14 protein-coding genes and 3 pseudogenes are annotated in these 17,826 nt (G+C 60.4%); 9 read left to right on the top strand and 8 right to left on the bottom strand.

Features of this window, described 5'->3' with window-relative positions:
* The gene (brxL, locus tag BT108_RS05885) at window positions 1-2,097 is read left to right on the top strand and encodes a BREX system Lon protease-like protein BrxL (RefSeq protein ID WP_072293616.1); all 2,097 of its coding nucleotides are present in this window, start codon (window positions 1-3) and stop codon (window positions 2,095-2,097) included.
* Between the two features lie 180 nt (window positions 2,098-2,277).
* On the opposite strand, the pseudogene BT108_RS14130 reads toward brxL, so the two are convergent.
* Window positions 2,278-2,871 (bottom strand): annotated as a pseudogene (locus BT108_RS14130) (tyrosine-type recombinase/integrase).
* A gap of 110 nt (window positions 2,872-2,981) precedes the next feature.
* Here BT108_RS14130 and istA point away from each other — a divergent pair.
* Together istA and istB are read left to right on the top strand one after the other, a co-directional pair.
* Window positions 2,982-3,918: pseudogene (gene istA / locus BT108_RS05875) on the top strand (IS21 family transposase).
* Window positions 3,915-4,691 carry an IS21-like element helper ATPase IstB gene (istB, locus tag BT108_RS05870; RefSeq protein ID WP_072293615.1) on the top strand — a complete coding sequence of 259 codons (777 nt, stop codon included), beginning with the start codon at window positions 3,915-3,917 and terminating at the stop codon, window positions 4,689-4,691. The pseudogene istA and the gene istB overlap by 4 nt, the downstream one beginning before the upstream one ends.
* Window positions 4,692-4,737: 46 nt before the next feature.
* On the opposite strand, the pseudogene BT108_RS05865 reads toward istB, so the two are convergent.
* From BT108_RS05865 to rpmH, 7 genes and pseudogenes are all read right to left on the bottom strand, one after another.
* Window positions 4,738-5,190: pseudogene (locus tag BT108_RS05865) on the bottom strand (tyrosine-type recombinase/integrase); the annotation flags it as partial.
* Window positions 5,191-5,202: 12 nt separating this feature from the next.
* Entirely contained in the window at window positions 5,203-5,319 is a 117-nt protein-coding gene (locus BT108_RS13955; RefSeq protein WP_218184825.1) for an Arm DNA-binding domain-containing protein, read from the bottom strand.
* Between the two features lie 180 nt (window positions 5,320-5,499).
* Complete coding sequence (gene mnmE, locus BT108_RS05860) at window positions 5,500-6,852, bottom strand: tRNA uridine-5-carboxymethylaminomethyl(34) synthesis GTPase MnmE (protein WP_072293614.1); 1,353 nt, start codon at window positions 6,850-6,852, stop codon at window positions 5,500-5,502.
* Between the two features lie 81 nt (window positions 6,853-6,933).
* On the bottom strand, window positions 6,934-8,649 hold the full coding sequence (gene yidC, locus BT108_RS05855; RefSeq protein WP_072293613.1) for a membrane protein insertase YidC: 1,716 nt from the start codon (window positions 8,647-8,649) through the stop codon (window positions 6,934-6,936).
* Window positions 8,650-8,720: 71 nt separating this feature from the next.
* Window positions 8,721-8,930 carry a membrane protein insertion efficiency factor YidD gene (gene yidD, locus BT108_RS05850; RefSeq protein ID WP_072293612.1) on the bottom strand — a complete coding sequence of 70 codons (210 nt, stop codon included), beginning with the start codon at window positions 8,928-8,930 and terminating at the stop codon, window positions 8,721-8,723.
* Window positions 8,918-9,253 carry a ribonuclease P protein component gene (gene rnpA / locus BT108_RS05845; protein WP_255369633.1) on the bottom strand — a complete coding sequence of 112 codons (336 nt, stop codon included), beginning with the start codon at window positions 9,251-9,253 and terminating at the stop codon, window positions 8,918-8,920. Before rnpA ends, yidD begins: the two co-directional genes overlap by 13 nt.
* 49 nt (window positions 9,254-9,302) lie before the next feature.
* On the bottom strand, window positions 9,303-9,437 hold the full coding sequence (gene rpmH, locus BT108_RS05840; RefSeq protein WP_072293611.1) for a 50S ribosomal protein L34: 135 nt from the start codon (window positions 9,435-9,437) through the stop codon (window positions 9,303-9,305).
* 194 nt (window positions 9,438-9,631) lie between these two features.
* Between rpmH and dnaA the strand changes: the two genes are divergently transcribed.
* The 6 genes from dnaA to ribD all read left to right on the top strand — a co-directional run bounded on the left by dnaA (window position 9,632) and on the right by ribD (window position 17,821).
* The gene (gene dnaA / locus BT108_RS05835; RefSeq protein ID WP_083566250.1) at window positions 9,632-11,014 is read left to right on the top strand and encodes a chromosomal replication initiator protein DnaA; all 1,383 of its coding nucleotides are present in this window, start codon (window positions 9,632-9,634) and stop codon (window positions 11,012-11,014) included.
* 234 nt (window positions 11,015-11,248) lie between these two features.
* Complete coding sequence (gene dnaN / locus BT108_RS05830; RefSeq protein ID WP_072293609.1) at window positions 11,249-12,358, top strand: DNA polymerase III subunit beta; 1,110 nt, start codon at window positions 11,249-11,251, stop codon at window positions 12,356-12,358.
* 66 nt (window positions 12,359-12,424) lie between these two features.
* Window positions 12,425-14,854: a DNA topoisomerase (ATP-hydrolyzing) subunit B gene (gene gyrB, locus BT108_RS05825; protein WP_072293608.1), complete on the top strand. Its 2,430-nt coding sequence runs from the start codon at window positions 12,425-12,427 to the stop codon at window positions 14,852-14,854.
* Window positions 14,855-14,914: 60 nt separating this feature from the next.
* Complete coding sequence (gene glyA, locus BT108_RS05820; RefSeq protein ID WP_072293607.1) at window positions 14,915-16,165, top strand: serine hydroxymethyltransferase; 1,251 nt, start codon at window positions 14,915-14,917, stop codon at window positions 16,163-16,165.
* Between the two features lies 1 nt (window position 16,166).
* Entirely contained in the window at window positions 16,167-16,646 is a 480-nt protein-coding gene (gene nrdR, locus BT108_RS05815; RefSeq protein WP_072293606.1) for a transcriptional regulator NrdR, read from the top strand.
* Window positions 16,647-16,729: 83 nt separating this feature from the next.
* Window positions 16,730-17,821, top strand: coding sequence for a bifunctional diaminohydroxyphosphoribosylaminopyrimidine deaminase/5-amino-6-(5-phosphoribosylamino)uracil reductase RibD (ribD, locus tag BT108_RS05810; protein ID WP_072293605.1), 1,092 nt, complete (start codon window positions 16,730-16,732; stop codon window positions 17,819-17,821).
* Window positions 17,822-17,826 lie beyond the last annotated feature (5 nt).

Below are 17,826 nucleotides of genomic sequence, written 5' to 3'. Positions count from 1 at the left end.
ATGGACGAACTCGACCAAAAACTGAACGCCACTTTCGATGGCAAGGTGCTGCGCAAGGACTTGCTGCACCGGATCAAGAAAGGCACCAACGTCCCGACGTTCGTCCTGGAGTTCCTGCTTGCCAAGTACTGCGCCAGCAATGACCAGGCTGAGATGGACGCCGGCATGGAAGCAGTGCTCTCGTCGCTGCAGGAGAACTATGTGCGGCCAGATGAGGCCAATGCCGCGCAGTCCAAGGTGGCCACAAAAGGCAGGCACCGCTTCATCGACAAAGTGCATGTGCGCTATGTCGAGAAGGAGAAGCGCCATTGGGCTTCCCTGGAAAACTTCAACTCGCAACGCATCGCCATTGCCGAGAAGTTCTACCAGGATAACGATCGTCTGCTGGAAGGCGGAATTTGGGCCGAGGTCACCCTGGCGCACAACGACATTGATGAAGACGATTATGCGTTTTCTATTGAGGACTTGCGACCGATCCAACTGACGCGATTCGATTTTGAACGCTACGCAGAAGGCCGATCAGCCTTCACGCGTGATGAGTGGATCGCTGCGGTATTGCGCTCAGTAGGCCTGGAGCCAAGCAAGCTCTCGAAGCGCGTGCAGATGCACTTCATCGCTAGGTTGGCCGCTTTGGTGGAGCCCAACTACAACTACATCGAGTTGGGGCCACGCGGCACGGGCAAGTCCTACTTCTTCAGCGAGTTTTCGCCTTACGCCACCTTGATCTCGGGTGGCCAGGCCACCAAAGCCACGCTGTTCTACAACAACGCACGTCGCAAGGTGGGACTGGTTGGCTTTTGGGACACTGTTGCGTTCGACGAAGTTGGCGGGATCAAGGTGCGCGACCCGGACACCATCCAGATCATGAAGGACTTCATGGCCAATGGGCGCTTCTCGCGCGGAGCCGAAGTCATCGCGGATGCCAGCTTGAGCTTTGTTGGCAACATCGACGTGTCAGTACAGCAAGTGGTCAATTCCAACGAACACGACCTGTTTCAGCCCTTGCCGCCAGAGCTTGACTTGGCAGTGATGGACCGATTCGCTGCGTACATCCCAGGTTGGGAGATGCCCAAGAACAGCAGCGAGTTCCTGACCAGAAACTACGGATTCATCACCGATTACTTGGCCGAAGCTTTCCACTACCAGTTCAAGCACACGAATCGGTATGAGGAAGTGAGCAAGCGCATTCGACTCGGAAAATCGATTGAAGGGCGCGACGAGAAAGGCATCAAGAAAACCGTCTGCGCATTCTTGAAGGTGCTGCATCCGAACGGGCCGCCAACGGACGAGGAGTTCGAGGAATACGTGGCCTATGCGACGGAATGCCGCCGCCGCGTCAAGGAGCAGATGAACAAGCGCAAGCCGGATGACGAGTTCGCCCGGATCAACCTGTCCTACTTCAAGGCCGGTGGTGATGAGGTGGTGGTGTTCTGCCCGGAGTCGAAGGATGCACCGGCGACGCAGAAGCCGGCCCGTCGCAGACTGACTCGGCCGGATCAGCAGCCCGGCGAAGTAGCTGCTGTGCAGCTAGGCGTTCAACCCTCGCCAACCGGCGAAGCGGTACCTTCCGTCGCTCCACCTCCGATTACACCGACACCTACTGCTACAGCACCGGCCCCGGCAGAACTGAAGGAACAGCACTTCACGATCCTCTATGGAGACACCGGCTATAGCTATGAGTCGATCATCGGACCCTATCTACAAGGCGCGAAAGCCGTTGTCATTGAAGATCCTTACATCCGGCTCCAGCATCAAATTCAGAATTTCGTGCGCTTCTGCGAGACGGTGCTGAAGGCTGGCACGGTGAAGAAAATCGACCTGATCACGGGGTATGACGTCAGAACCCAACTGGCCGACATTGCCGAAAAGCTCGATGAGTTGAAGCAAAGCCTGCTGGAGTTGGATGTGGAGCTAGAGGTGAAGCTCAATCCGAACATTCATGACCGTGAAATCCGCCTGGATAACGGATGGGTGATCAAGATTGGACGCGGCCTCGACTTCTATCAGAAGCCAGGGGGATGGTTCGAGGTTGGCGCAAACGATCTGAGTTTGCGCAAATGCCTGGAGACAAAGGTGGATATTTTTCGCTCACAGTAGAGTGAGACATTTTTTTGTGCTGGAGAAATCATTGTTATCAAAACTATTCCTTTGAAAATGAATCCGTAAATCCATAAAGGTTGTAAAGGGAATGGGGCTCAAGGAACAACGGCCCTACCCAAAAAAGGAAAAGGCCATCTGCGCCTCAGACGGACTCACACCACCAATTAGCTGATGGTGCTAGTCTGTTGATGTAGATCGACCACGCTGCAACATCTCCCGCCGCTGCTCGGCGTACGCGGCCCGGTTGTAGACACCGCGCACGCCGCCGATGGTGTGGTTCAGCGCCTTCTCTACCACGTCCGAAGGCCAGCCCTGTTCGTGCAGCAGCGTTGAGGCGGTGCGCCGCAAATCGTGGATAGTGAAGGCGGGGATCTCCTGCCCCTGCAATGACACCTTCAGCGCCTGGTTCAGCGCATTGCTGGCGAAGGGCTTAGCCAGGGTGCCACGCCCCGGCAGCACCCAGTCGCTGCTGCTGGCCAGCGGCTTGAGTTCCTTGAACAGCGTCTACGCCTGGGTGGACAGGTAGACGATGTGCGGCTTGCCGGTCTTGGAATTCTCGACCGGGATGTGCCATTCGCCTTCGTCCAGATGCACGTCCTTCCACTGCGCCAGCATCAGCTCAGACTTGCGCACCAGGGTCATCAGGATCAACTGGAACTCGATCTTGATCTGGTGGCGGATGTTGGAGGCCTGCATGGCGCGCAGGAACTGCCGGATTTCGTCCGGCGTCAGCGCCCGTTCGCGAGCGGCAGCGCGGTAGGCGTGCCGCATTGGCAAAGCCATGACCGCTGTTGCGCGCAAAGTAATAATGAGCCACTTTGTGCGAAGTAAAACTGAGCCACTTTTCTGTAAAGTCAGCTTTTTTTGCGCGAAGGCCGACGATGCTTCAGAAGGATCAGTGGATGACCATACATGTACTCAAGGGCCAGGGTTTGTCGGTGCGCGAGATTGCGCAGCGCCTGGGTATTTCCCGCAACACCGTGACTCGCTACCTGGTCTTGCCGGACGTGCCCCGTTACAAGGCACGTGAAGCTCGGCCCACGAAGCTTGAGCCGTTTCACGCCTACATTGTGCAGCGCATGCAGGCGGCCGAACCCGATCGGATCGCTGCGCCGGCGCTTCTGCGAGAACTCAAGGCGCAAGGCTATCAGGGACAACTGCGCAGCGTGCAGGCATTCATGCAGGCGCATCGCCCGGCACCCGGGCTCGCCGATCCCGTCGTACGTTTTGAGACGGCACCCGGGCGTCAGATGCAGTGTGATTTCGTGGTATTTCGTCGGGGAAATCATCCCCTTTATGCCTTTACGGCCACACTGGGCTACAGCCGGTGGCGCTGGGTTCGATTTGCCAGCAATGAGAAGGCCGCCACCCTCATTGCCTGCCACCATGCCTTGTTCGAAAGCCTGGGTGGTGTGCCCAGGGAGATTCTCTACGATAACGCCAGGACGATCGTGCTCGATCGTGATGCATACGGGGCGGGCCATCACCGCTGGCATGCGGGACTATTGGATCTGGCCAAGCACTATGGCTTCATGCCGCGTCTTTGTCAGCCTTATCGTGCGCGCACCAAGGGCAAGGTGGAACGCTTCCATCGTTATCTGCGCGGTAATTTCTATATGCCCCTGTCCAGCTGGCTCAAGCAGTCCGGCATGATGCTGGATGTGGATACGGCCAACGCCGAAGTCGGCAAATGGTTGCGCGACGTGGCCAACCAGCGCATTCATCCGGTCACCCACGCATCCCCTGCCTGAGTTTGGCACATCGCTGCAGCATCCATTGTCGATCTACCAGCAGTTGCTGACCGAGGTACGCTCATGAATCTGCAACATGAACGCATCGATGCGCACTGCCAGACGCTCAAGCTTGAAGGGCTGATGCAGAATTACCGGGCACTGGCCGCCGAAGGGGCAAGCAAGGATTGGAGTTTCCTTGATTACCTGGAACAGGCATTGGCCCATGAACGGGACACCCGCCAGGTACGTTCTCGTCAGACGCTGGTGCGCATGGCAGGGTTTCCGGCTATCAAGACTCTGGATCAGTATGACTACAGTTTTGCAACAGGTGCACCTAAAAAGCAGCTCGATGAGCTGGCAAGCCTGCGGTTTGTCGACCACAGCGAAAACGTCGTACTGCTGGGCCCTTCGGGTGTGGGTAAAACCCACCTGGCCATCGCCTTGGGCTACGCCGCAACCCAGGCCGGAATAAAAACGAAGTTCATCACTGCAGCCGATCTGATGTTGCAATTGGAGGCCGCCATGCGCCAGGAGCGATATAACACCGTGCTGCGCCACAATGTGCTGGGGCCGCGCTTGCTCATCATCGATGAAATCGGGTACTTGCCTTTGACCGGCGGCCAGGCAAACCATTTCTTCCAGATCGTGGCCAAGCGTTATGAGAAAGGAGGATCCATGGTACTGACCAGCAATCTGCCATTTACGCAATGGGATCAAACCTTCGGGGGAAATACCACGCTGACGGCAGCAATGCTCGATCGCATCCTGCACCATTCTCACATCGTCCAGATAAAGGGTGATAGCTACCGACTCAAGCAGCAACGCAGGGTTGGACTCTCCTCCTCCTCACCCCAGTAATAAGCAATGGCTCAGATTTACTTTGCGCAATATCGCCCAATCTGGCTCAATTTTCATTTGCGCTTGACACCGGGTTGGCCTGGATCAGGCCGCAGGTCAACGCATAGTCGAACATGCGCTTGAGCAGGCCCCGCACCTGGCCGGCGGCGGAGTCGAAACCTTGCGCCTTCTTGCGCCAGATGACGCTGCGCACGTCCTCGGCGGTAATGTCCCGGACCGGCTTGCTGCCGATGTGCGGCAGGATGTCCTTCTCCAGGTAGCGGCGAGGCATTGTCACGTCCTTGCGGTCGCGTGACTGGATGTCCTTGAGGAAGCGTTCGGCGAACTCGGCGACTGTGGTGTCTTCCAACCCCGCCACCTTGGCCAACTGCTTCTTCTTCGCCGGAGACTCACCCAATGCGACCTGCTGGGCGGCTTCGTCCCGTTTCATACGGGCATTCTTCAGGGTCAGCGCCGGATACTTGCCCAAGGTCAACTTCTCGTACTTGTCGTTCAGCCGGTAGCGGTAACGTTAGACGACGCCCCCGGTCGGGAACACCTCCACGTACAGGCCACGGTCGTCGGTGACGATATAGGTCTTGTCCCTGGGCTTGAGCGCCTTGAGGGCAGTGTCGGTCAGAGCCATCATATCCTCCGTATGTCCAAGTACAGAATATAAAGAAAATCTCTGGCTACTTGGACCCAAACTTGGACATATAAGTGAATGGCTCTGACTGTATCAGCGAAGCACTTAAAATACAAAAATTCCTTTATTTATAATAGTTTTTATATGTTTAGCAGACTTCCTTGGACGTCTATGGAACTCGACTCATTTGCCGATGCAGAACCTCGAAAAAATCTCTCCTAGCAGGTCGTCCGCGGTGAATTCGCCGGTGATGGACGACAGCGCCTGTTGGGCAGCACGCAGGTCCTCCGCCAGCAGATCAAGCTGCGATTCTTCGTCGGTCAAGGCTGCCGCACTATGCAAGTAATCTTCCGCCATCGCCAGCGCTTCCAGGTGGCGCTGGCGCGCGAGAAAAAGGCCGTCGGATTCCAGGTCACTCCAACCGGCAAGCTCCAGCAGTTTTTCGCGCAGCAGGTCCACTCCGGCACCGGTTTTGGCCGACAAGCGCACCGACGTGCCGATCCCGTCGTCATGAATGGCGGGAGCCTCATCCAGCAGATCGATCTTGTTGTACAGGCGCACGACCGGCAGCGCCGGCGGCAGACTCTCCACGATGGCGCGATCCTCCGGCGTCTCCCCCCTACGGCAGTCGAGCAGCAGCAGCGCCAGATCCGCCGCGGCGACGGCCGCACGCGTGCGCGCGATGCCGATCTTCTCGACCGGATCGTCCGTTTCCCGCAGCCCCGCAGTGTCTATCAGATGGAAGGGAATGCCTTCCAAGTCAATGGTGTCGCGGATGGCATCGCGGGTGGTCCCAGGGATCTCGGTGACGATTGCCGCCTCCCGGCCCACCAGCGCGTTCATCAGGCTGGACTTGCCGACGTTGGGGCGGCCGATTAGTACCACGGACACGCCTTCACGCAGCAGGCTGCCCTGGCGGGCCGCGCGGAACACTGCATCCAGCCGCGCGCGAAGGCTGTCCAGCGCGGCGCGGACGCCGGCCTGCCGCGGTGCGGGAAGATCGTCCTCGGGAAAATCCAGCGCGGCCTCCACCTCCATGCGCAGGTCGACCAGCCCTCTCACCAGGCTGTGGACAGCCTCTGAAAATGCACCCTGCAGCGAGCGTGCGGCGCAGCGCGCCGCCTGGGCGGTGGTGGCGTCGACGAGGTCGGCGACGCTTTCCGCCTGGGCGAGATCCAGTTTGCCATTGAGGAATGCGCGCAGGGTGAATTCGCCCGGCGCGGCGACGCGCGCGCCAGCAGTCAGGCAGCGCGCCAGCAGCAGGCGCATGACTGCCGGGCCGCCGTGGCCCTGCAGTTCCAGCACATCCTCGCCGGTATAGGAGTGTGGCGCCGGAAAGTAGAGGGCAAGCCCCTGGTCGATGACCGACCCATCCGCGTCGAGGAAGGTGCAGAGGGTGGCCTGGCGCGGTGGTGGAACCCGGCCAACCAGCGCCACGGCGAGCGTGGCCAGGTTCCTGCCGGACACGCGCACCACGCCGATGCCGCCGCGGCCAGGCGGCGTGGCGATCGCCGCGATGAGATCGGTGTCACCCATGCAGGCTCAGGTTCCCGGGAACATCCGTACCACGCCGCTGCGGCCGCCGCTCAATGTTGCACGGCGGCACGGCAGTACGGGCTATTTCTTCTTGGCCGGTGCGGCGACGGTCTTGTCGGCGCTGCCTTCGATCATGCGTGTGATCTGCCACTGCTGGGCGATGGACAATACGTTGTTTACCAGGGAATACAGCACCAGGCCTGCCGGGAAGAAGAAGAAAAAGACGCTGAATGCAAATGGCATGATCTGCATCACCCGCGCCTGGATCGGGTCCGCCGCGGGCGGACTGAGCCTGGACTGCACGAACATGGAGATCCCCATGATGACCGGCAGCACGTAGTAGGGATCCGGCGACGACAAATCCTCGATCCACAGTGCGAAGGGCGCGTAGCGCAGCTCGACGCTGGCGAGTAGCACCCAGTAAAGCGAGATGAACACCGGGATCTGCACCAGGATCGGCAGACAGCCGCCCATGGGGTTGATCTTCTCCGCCTTGTAGAATTCCATCATCGCCTGGTTCAGGCGCTGGCGGTCGTGGCCGTGCTGCTCGCGCAGCCGCTGCAGCTTGGGAGTGACCACGCGCAGCTTGGCCATGGAGCGGTAGCCGGCGGCGGACAGGGGGAAGAAAGCGAGCTTGACGGACATGGTCAGGAGGATGATCGCCACCCCCCAGTTGCCCGTCCACGAATGGTAGAACGACAGCAGCCAGAACAGCGGCGCGCCGATCACGGTCAGCCAGCCGTAGTCTACCGTGAGGTCCAGCCCCGGCGCCACGGCCGCGAGCTTGCTCTGTTCTTCCGGCCCGGCGTAGAGCGGCACGGTGACGGTCGCCGTGCCGCCGGCTTCGACCTGCCCCACGGGCACGATCACCCCAGCGGCGTACTCGTTCTCTCCCAGGCGCTTGGCATAGTATTCGCGCGGCGACTTGTCCTTCGGCAGCCAGGCAGCCAGGAAGTAGTGCTGCAGCATGGCGATCCAGCCGTTGTCCGCATTCTTCGGATAGCTGGCGCTGCCTTTGTCCAGCGCCGAGAATTCGATCTTCTTGAACTTCTCTTCCTCGGTATAGAGCGCGGCACCTGTGTAGGTCGGGATCATGAAGAAGGAGCCGGCCGGCGGCTGGCTGTCGCGCAGCATCTGGAAGTAGGAAAACGGCTGGATCGCCGCCTCGCCCTGGTTGACGATCTCGAAGCTCACGTCGACGAGGTAGCTGTGGCGGTGAAAGGTATAGACCTTGTTCACCTGCACGCCGTTGACCTCGGGCGCCGCGAGGCGGACCTCGATGCGGTCCTGGCCGTCCGCCAGCTGGTAGGCAAGCGTGTCGGTGGTGTAGCGCGTCTTGTGGGTGGGCAGTCCTTCCCCGATCAGCCCCGACTGTGCCACGTAGACGTGGCCGTGCTGGCTTTGCAGCAGTGCGAAGGGCTTGCTGCGATCTTCCTTGTCCGGGTGGTCCAGCAGTTCGAGTTGGCGCAGGTCGCCGCCGGCGGTGTCGATCTCGGCCACCACCAGGTCGGTCTTGACCACGACCTTCTCTCCCGATTCCAGCTTGCCGGATGGCGATGGCGCAACATTCGCATCGTTGGCGCTCCCGTTCCCCGGGCGCGACGATATGAGGGCTTCTCCCGGAGTGGGCGTGTCTTCGCCGGCCCGGGGCGAGGTCCCGGTGCCGGGACCCTGTGCGCCGGGACCCTGGGTCGTGGTCCCCGGCGGGGAAGGCATCTGCTCCTTTTGCCACGCGTCCCACAGAAACAGCATCGAAGTGGAGAAAATCAGGAAAAGTACGAATTTTTGTATGTCCATCTTGCTCCGCTACGTTATTTTCTCACGACATGCATACAACATATCGGTACCGCTTGTCCGTCACATCCCCCCTAGGGAACCGGATCGTGCCCGCCGTGATTCCACGGGTTGCAGCGCAGTATCCGCCACGCACCGAGGCGCGCGCCGCGCAGCAGCCCATGCCTGGCCAGCGCCTCGCAGGCATAGTGCGAGCAGGAAGGGCTGAACCTGCAGGACGATCCCAGCAGTGGGCTCAGGCAATACTGATAGAGCCGGATCAGCCCGATGATCACCCTCGACATCGTTGCACCCGAAGCATGAGCATTTCAGCCTCCTCCACCAGTTGCTGCGTGTCCTGCCGGAGAACCTTGCAACGCAGGCGCACCACCAGATCCAGTCCTGCCAGTTCACTCTGCCGCGCACGAAACGTTTCGCGCAACAGCCGTTTTACCCGGTTGCGCGAAACCGCCAGACGCTCGATTCTCCCTGGAATCACCATTCCCAGACGGGAATGCGCAAGCTCGTTGGGGCTGGCGAACACCTGCAGAAATTTCCCGCTGACAGAACACCTGAACCGAATCACCGATGAGAATTCATCCGCCCGATGCAGCCGGCAACTCTTCAAAAAACGAATCGTGCGATCCCCTGTGATTTTGCGTCCAGTCCCGCGCGGACTACACTCCCAGACGGGCGCGCCCCTTGGCGCGACGCGCCCGGATGACGGCGGCCCCGCCCACGGTTTTCATGCGGACCCGAAAGCCATGGGTGCGCTTCCTCCGGGTCACGGAAGGCTGGTAGGTACGTTTCATCGCTGCCCCTTTTTCCCCTTGAGATCAATAAATAAAACCCCGCATTACAACTCTTTACGGATGTCTGTGTCAACCTATATTTTTTCCCGGCCCTGTGGATAACTGAGTGGGAAGTGTCTAGAATAGGGTACCCCGCACTGCCCCGAACCTTGCTCTTCTTTTTCCGTTCAGGTGCACCTCAAATGATATCCGCAATGCAAAATTTCTGGCTCGCCTGTCTGGGATATTTCGAGAAGGAACTCAGCACCCAGCAATTCAACACCTGGATCAAACCCCTGCACCTGGATCTCTCCCACAAGGCGGACGAACCCATACTCATCGCGCCCAACCGCTTCGTCATGCAGTGGATCAAGGAGCACTTCCTGCCGCGCATCGAGCAGATGGCGGAGAACCATTTCTCGCACAGCGTACACTTCCAGATCCGGCTCGCCAACCAGAATGACGCCAAGGAAGCCGTGCCCACGAAAAACAACGCACCGGCCACATCTCCCGCATCGGTCGCCGCGGAGAGTCCCTCGCGCTCGTCCCCGAAGCCGTCACTCAAGAAGGAGAAGAATTCGAGTCGCCTCAATCCCTCTTTCACCTTCAACAGCTTCGTCACCGGCAAGGCCAACCAGCTAGCCCGCGCAGGCGCCATGCAGGTCGTGGAACATCCCGGCATCGCCTACAATCCGTTCTTCATCTACGGCGGTGTCGGCCTCGGGAAAACCCATCTGATCCAGGCGATCGGCAATGCGGCCCTGAAGCACAACAGCTCCGCAAAAATCCGATACATTCATGCGGAACAGTACGTTTCCGACGTAGTGAGGGCTTACCAACACAAGGCATTCGACGACTTCAAGTGGTATTATCACTCCCTGGATTTTTTGCTGGTGGACGACATCCAGTTCTTCGGCGGCAAGAGCCGCACGCAGGAAGAATTCTTCTATGCCTTCAATGCGCTGATCGAAGCCCACAAGCAGGTCATCATCACCTGCGATTCCTATCCGAAGGAAATCTCCGGCATGGAGGAACGGCTCATCTCCCGCTTCGGCTGGGGCCTGACGGTCGCGGTGGAACCACCGGAGCTGGAAATGCGCGTAGCCATCCTGCTCAAGAAAGCCCTGGTGGAAAAGGTCGCCCTGGACGAGAACATCGCCTTTTTCATCGCCAAGCACATACGCTCCAATGTACGTGAACTGGAAGGCGCGCTCAAGCGGGTGCTGGCCTATTCCCGCTTCACCGGCCACCCGCTGTCGCTGGACCTGGCGCGGGAAGCGCTCAAGGATCTGCTCGCAGTGCAGAACCGCCAGATTTCCATCGAGAACATCCAGAAGACCGTGGCCGACTACTACAAGATCAAGGTAACCGAAATGTATTCCAAGAAACGGTCCCGCATCGTCGCCCGGCCCCGGCAGATGGCCATGGCGATATCCAAGGAACTCACCCCCTTGAGCCTGCCCGACATCGGGGAAGCGTTCGGTGGCCGGGACCACACCACGGTATTGCACGGCTATCGTAAAATCACCGAACTGCGGGCATCGGACCCTTCGATCAATCGCGACTTCAATACCTTGCTGCACATCCTGCGCGGATAGGCCGTCGAGCCGACAGGCGGCAAGCGGCGAGAAATGCAGCGAGAAATCAGGTGGACAGTTTGGGGATAACCTGCTTCTTTCACCCGGCTGAAATTTTCGTGCACAAATCATCCACAGGCCATACCGTTTCGATACACGCTCTTGGAATCCTGCAACTGACTGATTGAAATCGATTTCAGACACTCATACCGGACTTGACCGACTTTTATTAACTATTATCTGGATTTTAGATAAATGAAACTGATACAGGCTGACAAGGATACTCTGCTCAAACCCCTGCAGATGGTCATCGGCATCGTCGAACGGCGCCACACCCTCCCCATCCTTTCCAATGTGCATATCGAACGGCGCAACAACGAAATTTCCTTCGTCACGACCGACCTCGAAATCCAGATCGCGACCACCGCGCAGGACGAACAGGCAGCCACTGAAAGCCATGCGATCACGGTTGCGGCGAAGAAGCTGCAGGATATCCTGCGGGCCTTGCCGGACAATACCAGGGTGGTATTGAAATCCAGCGAGAACCGGCTCCTGGGCCAGGCTGGGAAAAGCCGCTTCAGTCTGCAGACTCTGCCTGCCGAGGACTTTCCCAAGTTTCCTGAAAATACCGAATCCCTGGCGCGGGTGACGATCAAGCAGAGCGAACTGAAGCGGCTCCTGTCCCTGGTGCAGTACGCCATGGCGCAACAGGATATCCGCTACTACCTGAATGGGCTGCTGCTGCTGCTCGAGGGGGAGAGCCTCAAGGTGGTCGCCACCGACGGCCACCGCCTGGCGTTCGCGTTGCTGGCGTTGCCGGCGTCCCAGGAAAGGCGGGAAGTCATCCTGCCGCGCAAGGTAGTACTCGAGCTCACCCGCCAGCTGAGCGACAGCGACGAGCCGGTCGACATCGAGATTCTGCAGAATCAGGTGCGCTTTTCCTTTTCCAGTGTCGAGCTGATCTCCAAGGTCGTGGACGGGAAGTTTCCGGACTACAACCGCGTCATTCCGATCGACCATCGCAAGCTGATAGATGTCGACCGCCTGCTCCTGTTGCAGACCCTCCAGCGTGCCGCCATCCTGTCGAACGAAAAGTACCGCGGAGTACGCCTCATCCTCACGCCTGGAAACCTGCGCATCGTCTGCACCAACGCGGAGCAGGAGGAAGCGGAGGAAGAACTGGATGTCGAATACGATGGCGAGCCTCTCGACATCGGATTCAACGTTACCTACCTGGTGGAGGTCTTGAACAACCTGACCAGCGAGACGGTGCGGTGTGCGTTCGGCGATGCCAATAGCAGCGCACTCATCACGATTCCCGGCGACAATCACTTCAAGTACGTCGTCATGCCGATGAGAATATGAGACAATCCGGCAGCAGCATCCGTATCCCTGGATTCCGTTTTACCTGAAACACCACCTGGCGACCCCATGAACGAGAAAAAATCCCCCCGGCAGCAATCCTTCGAAAACCTCGCCGACGACTATGGCTCCGACAGCATCAAGATCCTGAAGGGGCTCGATGCGGTGCGCAAGCGGCCGGGCATGTACATCGGCGATACCAGCGACGGCACCGGCCTGCACCACATGGTGTTCGAGGTGCTGGACAATGCCATCGACGAGGCGCTCGCGGGGTATTGCGACGAGATCAACGTGGTCATCCACCCGGACAACTCGGTGACGGTGCAGGACAACGGGAGGGGAATTCCGACCGGCATCAAGCACGACGACGAGCTGAAGCGCTCCGCCGCGGAGATCGTCATGACCGAGCTGCACGCGGGCGGCAAGTTCAACGACAACTCCTACAAGGTATCGGGGGGCCTGCATGGCGTGGGCGTGTCCGTCGTCAATGCGCTGTCGGAGTGGCTGCGCCTGACCATACGGCGCGGCGGGCAGGCGCACCAGATCGAGTTTCGCATGGGGGTGCCCGTCGCCCCGCTGGCCATTACCGGCAAGACCGAGCGCCGCGGCACCGAAGTCCACTTTCTCGCCAGCAGGGAGATCTTCGGTGACATAGAGTATCACTATGACATCTTCGCGAAGCGCCTGCGTGAACTCTCGTTCCTCAACAACGGGGTGAGGATCCACCTGGTGGACCAGCGCAGCGCCCGGGAGGAGAATTTCGTCTTCAGTGGAGGTATACGCAGCTTCGTGGAGTACATCAACCGTTCCAAGTCCGTGCTGCATCCGAATATCTTCCATGCCACTGGGGAAAAGGACGGCATCAATGTGGAAGTTTCCATGCAGTGGAGCGACAGCTATTCCGAACAGGTACTGTGCTTCACCAACAATATCCCGCAGAAGGACGGCGGTACGCATCTTACCGGGCTGCGCGCCGCCATGACACGCACCCTGAACAGCTACATCGAGAAGAACGAACTGGCGAAAAAGGCCAAGGTGGAAACGTCCGGGGATGACATGCGCGAAGGGTTGTCCTGCATCCTTTCGGTGAAGCTGTTCGAGCCCAAGTTCTCGTCGCAGACCAAGGAAAAACTCGTGTCGTCCGAGGTGCGTCCGGTGGTGGAGGAAATCGTATCGGCAAAACTGGCGGATTTCCTGATGGAGCGTCCGAATGACGCCAAGACCATCTGCGGCAAGATCATCGATGCCGCCCGGGCGCGGGAGGCTGCGCGCAAGGCGCGCGAGCTGACCCGACGCAAGGGTGTGCTCGACAGCATGGGGCTGCCGGGCAAGCTGGCCGACTGCCAGGAAAAGGATCCCGCCCTGTGCGAGCTGTACCTAGTGGAGGGCGATTCCGCCGGTGGATCGGCCAAGCAGGGGCGCGACCGCAAGTTCCAGGCGATCATGCCCCTGAAGGGCAAGATCCTGAACGTGGAAAAGGCCCGTTTCGACAAGCTGATCTCGTCACAGGAGATCATCGCCCTCATCACCGCACTCGGCACCGGCATCGGGAAGGACGAATACAACCCCGACAAGCTGCGCTACCATCGCATCATCATCATGACCGACGCGGACGTGGACGGATCCCACATCCGCACGCTGCTGCTCACCTTCTTCTATCGGCAGATGCCGGAGCTGATCGAGCGCGGCCATGTCTACATCGCCCAGCCGCCACTCTACAAGGTCAAGCACGGCAAGCAGGAACGCTACGTCAAGGACGATCACGAACTCAAGCAATATCTTCTGGGCCTGGCGCTGACCGGCGCGACGCTGCAGCCGCGCGCGGGCGAACCGCCGATCTCGGGCGAAGCGCTGGAGAGTATCGCCAGCGAATACCTGCTGGCCGAGGCGGTCATCGACCGCATGAGTCAACTGATCGACCGCGGCGTGATGCATGCGCTGCTCCATCATCGGGAAGTGAATCTGGTCGGTGAAGAGGCTGCCGCGGAAGCTGCGGCCCGATTGGCCGCCCTCGTTCCCGGCACGCAGATCCTGCCGGAGTATGACGCTGCTTCCGAGGAGTATCGGTTGCGCATACTTCGAACCCATCACGGTAATACGCGTGTAAGCCATCTGGACCAGGATTTCCTCCAGAGTGGCGACTATGCGCAGATTCGGCAGACCGGCCAGTTGCTCGACGGCCTGATCGGCACAGGAGCGTTCGTCGGCCGCGGCGAACAGAAGCAGCCGGTCAGCGACTTCAAGCAGGCCCTGGACTGGCTGCTGCGGGAAGCCAACCGCAACATCGGCATCCAGCGCTACAAAGGCCTGGGCGAGATGAATCCCGCACAGTTGTGGGAAACCACGATGGATCCCGGCAGCCGCCGGCTGCTGCGCGCCCAGATCGAGGACAGCATTGCCGCGGACGAGATTTTCACTACGCTGATGGGAGATGTGGTCGAGCCGCGCCGCGCGTTCATCGAGGACAACGCGCTGGGTGTGAGGAATCTCGACGTGTAGCTTTTCCGCCAGCGTGTGATGGTAGAATGCAGCGTTTTTTATCTGTCCGAGGTATGAGTCATGCCCTTCCCCAATCCGACCCTCAGCAGCGTAGATCCGGAAATATGGAAAGCGATCAATGGCGAGGTACGACGCCAGGAGGAGTATATTGAACTGATCGCGTCGGAAAATTACGCCAGCCCGGCGGTGATGCAGGCACAGGGCTCCGTGTTGACCAACAAGTATGCCGAGGGTTACCCCGGCAAGCGCTACTATGGCGGCTGCGAGTACGTGGACATCGTCGAGCAGCTCGCGATCGATCGCCTCAAGGATCTGTTCGGCGCTGAATACGTCAACGTCCAGCCGCACTCCGGATCGCAGGCCAATGCGGCGGTTTATCTGACCACGCTGAAACCCGGCGATACGCTGCTCGGAATGTCGCTGGCCCACGGCGGACACCTGACCCACGGCGCCTCGGTCAATCTCAGCGGGAAGATATTCAACGCCGTGTCCTATGGGCTCACCGCGGACACCGAGGAACTGGACTACGACGAGGTTGCGCGCCTGGCGCACGAGCATAAGCCCAAGCTGATCGTCGCTGGCGCCTCCGCCTATTCTCTCGTCATAGACTGGAAACGTTTTCGCAAGATCGCGGACGAGATCGGCGCCTACCTGTTCGTGGACATGGCCCACTATGCCGGCCTGGTCGCCGCCGGATTCTATCCCAATCCGGTCGGCATCGCCGACTTCGTCACCAGTACAACCCACAAGACCCTGCGCGGCCCGCGCGGCGGCATCATCATGGCTCGTCCGGAGCACGAGAAGGCGCTCAATTCCGCGATCTTCCCGCAGACCCAGGGTGGGCCGCTGATGCACGTGATCGCCGCCAAGGCGGTCACCTTCAAGGAAGCCGCAACCCGGGAATTCAAGGAATACCAGAAGCAGGTCATCGACAATGCCCGCGTCATGGCAAAGGTGCTGCAGGAGCGCGGCCTGCGCATCGTCTCCGGACGCACCGACTGCCATATGTTCCTGGTGGACCTGCGCGCCAAGAATCTGACGGGCAGGCAGGCGGCGGAATCCCTGGAGATGGCGCACATCACCGTCAACAAGAACGCCATTCCCAACGATCCCCAGAAGCCGTTCGTCACCAGCGGCATACGCATCGGCTCGCCGGCGATCACCACGCGCGGTTTCAAGGAGATCGAGGCGGAGCAGCTGGCCAACCTGATCGCCGATGTGCTGGATGCGCCCGCGGACATCGGGGTGCTGTCGCGCGTGGCGCAGCAGGCACGTGCCCTGTGCGTCAGGTTTCCCGTCTATAGCGGTTAGGATGAAGTGCCCCTTCTGCAATGCCGACGACACGAGCGTGATCGACTCGCGCGTCAGCGAGGAAGGGAACCGTATACGCCGCCGCCGCCGCTGCCTGACCTGCGACAAGCGCTTCACCACCTATGAGACGGTGGAGCTGCGCCTGCCGCAGGTGATCAAGCAGGATGGCAACCGCTCCGAATTCAATCGCGACAAGCTGCTGACCGGCTTCATGCGTGCGCTGCACAAGCGCCCGGTTCCCACCGGGGAAGTGGATGCGGCGCTGGATCGTATCGTGCAGAAGCTGCTGAGCATGGGCGTGCGCGAGGTGCCTACTCGCAAGATCGGCGAGATGGTGATGCAGGAGCTCTACAGACTGGACAAGGTGGCGTATATACGCTTTGCTTCGGTCTATCGCAGCTTCCAGGACGCCGACGATTTCCAGAGCGCGATCGAAGAGGCACAGCGACCGCAGCGCAAAAGGCGATCCCGGGTTTCGTGATCCGCTGCAATCCAGGCCTTTCGCGAATGCGAAGCCGCTTGCTTCTCCGGAAAGCGTACCATTCTCCTGGCGGATGACTTTCGATGTTCTCGGCAGCCGATCATCTCCATATGTCGCAGGCGCTGAGGCTTGCCGAAAAAGGGCTCTACGGCACCAGTCCCAATCCTCGCGTCGGATGCGTCATCGTACGCGATGGCAGGGTGCTGGGCAGCGGCTGGCATGCCCGCGCGGGCGAGCCCCACGCCGAGATCAATGCCCTGCAGGCCGCCGGGGCGGAAGTGCATGGGGCGACCGCCTACGTCACGCTCGAACCGTGCAGCCATCACGGGCGCACGCCGCCCTGTGCGGAGGCGCTCATCCGGGCCGGGGTGGCCCGCGTGGTGGCCGCCATGACGGACCCGAATCCCGAGGTGGCGGGTAGCGGCTGCGCGGCCCTGCGGCGGGCGGGATTGGCGGTGCAGACCGGCCTGATGCAGGCGGAAGCGGCCGCGCTCAACGCCGGCTTCGTCTCGCGCCATGTGCGCGGGCGTCCCTGGGTGAGGGTGAAGGTCGCCGCCAGCCTGGACGGCGTCACCGCCCTCGCCAATGGCCGCAGTCAGTGGATCACGAGCGAAGCGGCGCGGCGCGACGGCCACCGGCAGCGCGCACGCGCGTGCGTCATTCTGACCGGCATCGGCACCGTGCTGGCCGACGACCCGCGGTTCGATGTACGCCATGTGGAAACCTCCAGGCAGCCGCTGCGTGCGGTGGTGGACGCCCGGCTGGACATGCCGGCCGGGGCGAAGATGTTGCGCGGCGGTGGCGAATGGATTTTCACCGCCACCGCCGACGAGGCCAGGCTTGCGCCATTGCGTGCCGCGGGCGCTCGTCCCGTCGTGCTGCCGGACGGACGCGGGAAAGTGGACCTGGCCGCCATGATGCGGACGCTCGCGGATTACGAGGTCAACGAGGTGCTGGTCGAGGCGGGCAGCGGGCTGAACGGGGGGCTGATCCAGGCTGGACTGGTTGACGAGGTGGTGATCTATCTTGCGCCGTGCCTGATCGGTAATGCGGCCCATGGCATGGCGAGGCTGCCGGAACTGACGGATCTTGCCGGCCGGCGGGCGTTGCAGATTCGCGACCTGCGCCAAGTGGGGCCGGACATCCGTATCGTGGCCCGCATGGATGAACCGTAAAGGGG

The organism is Nitrosovibrio sp. Nv17 (assembly GCF_900119085.1).
Lineage (GTDB): Bacteria > Pseudomonadota > Gammaproteobacteria > Burkholderiales > Nitrosomonadaceae > Nitrosospira.
Note: the sequence above shows the minus strand (reverse complement) of the source record. Positions and strands in the feature narration are given on the sequence as shown.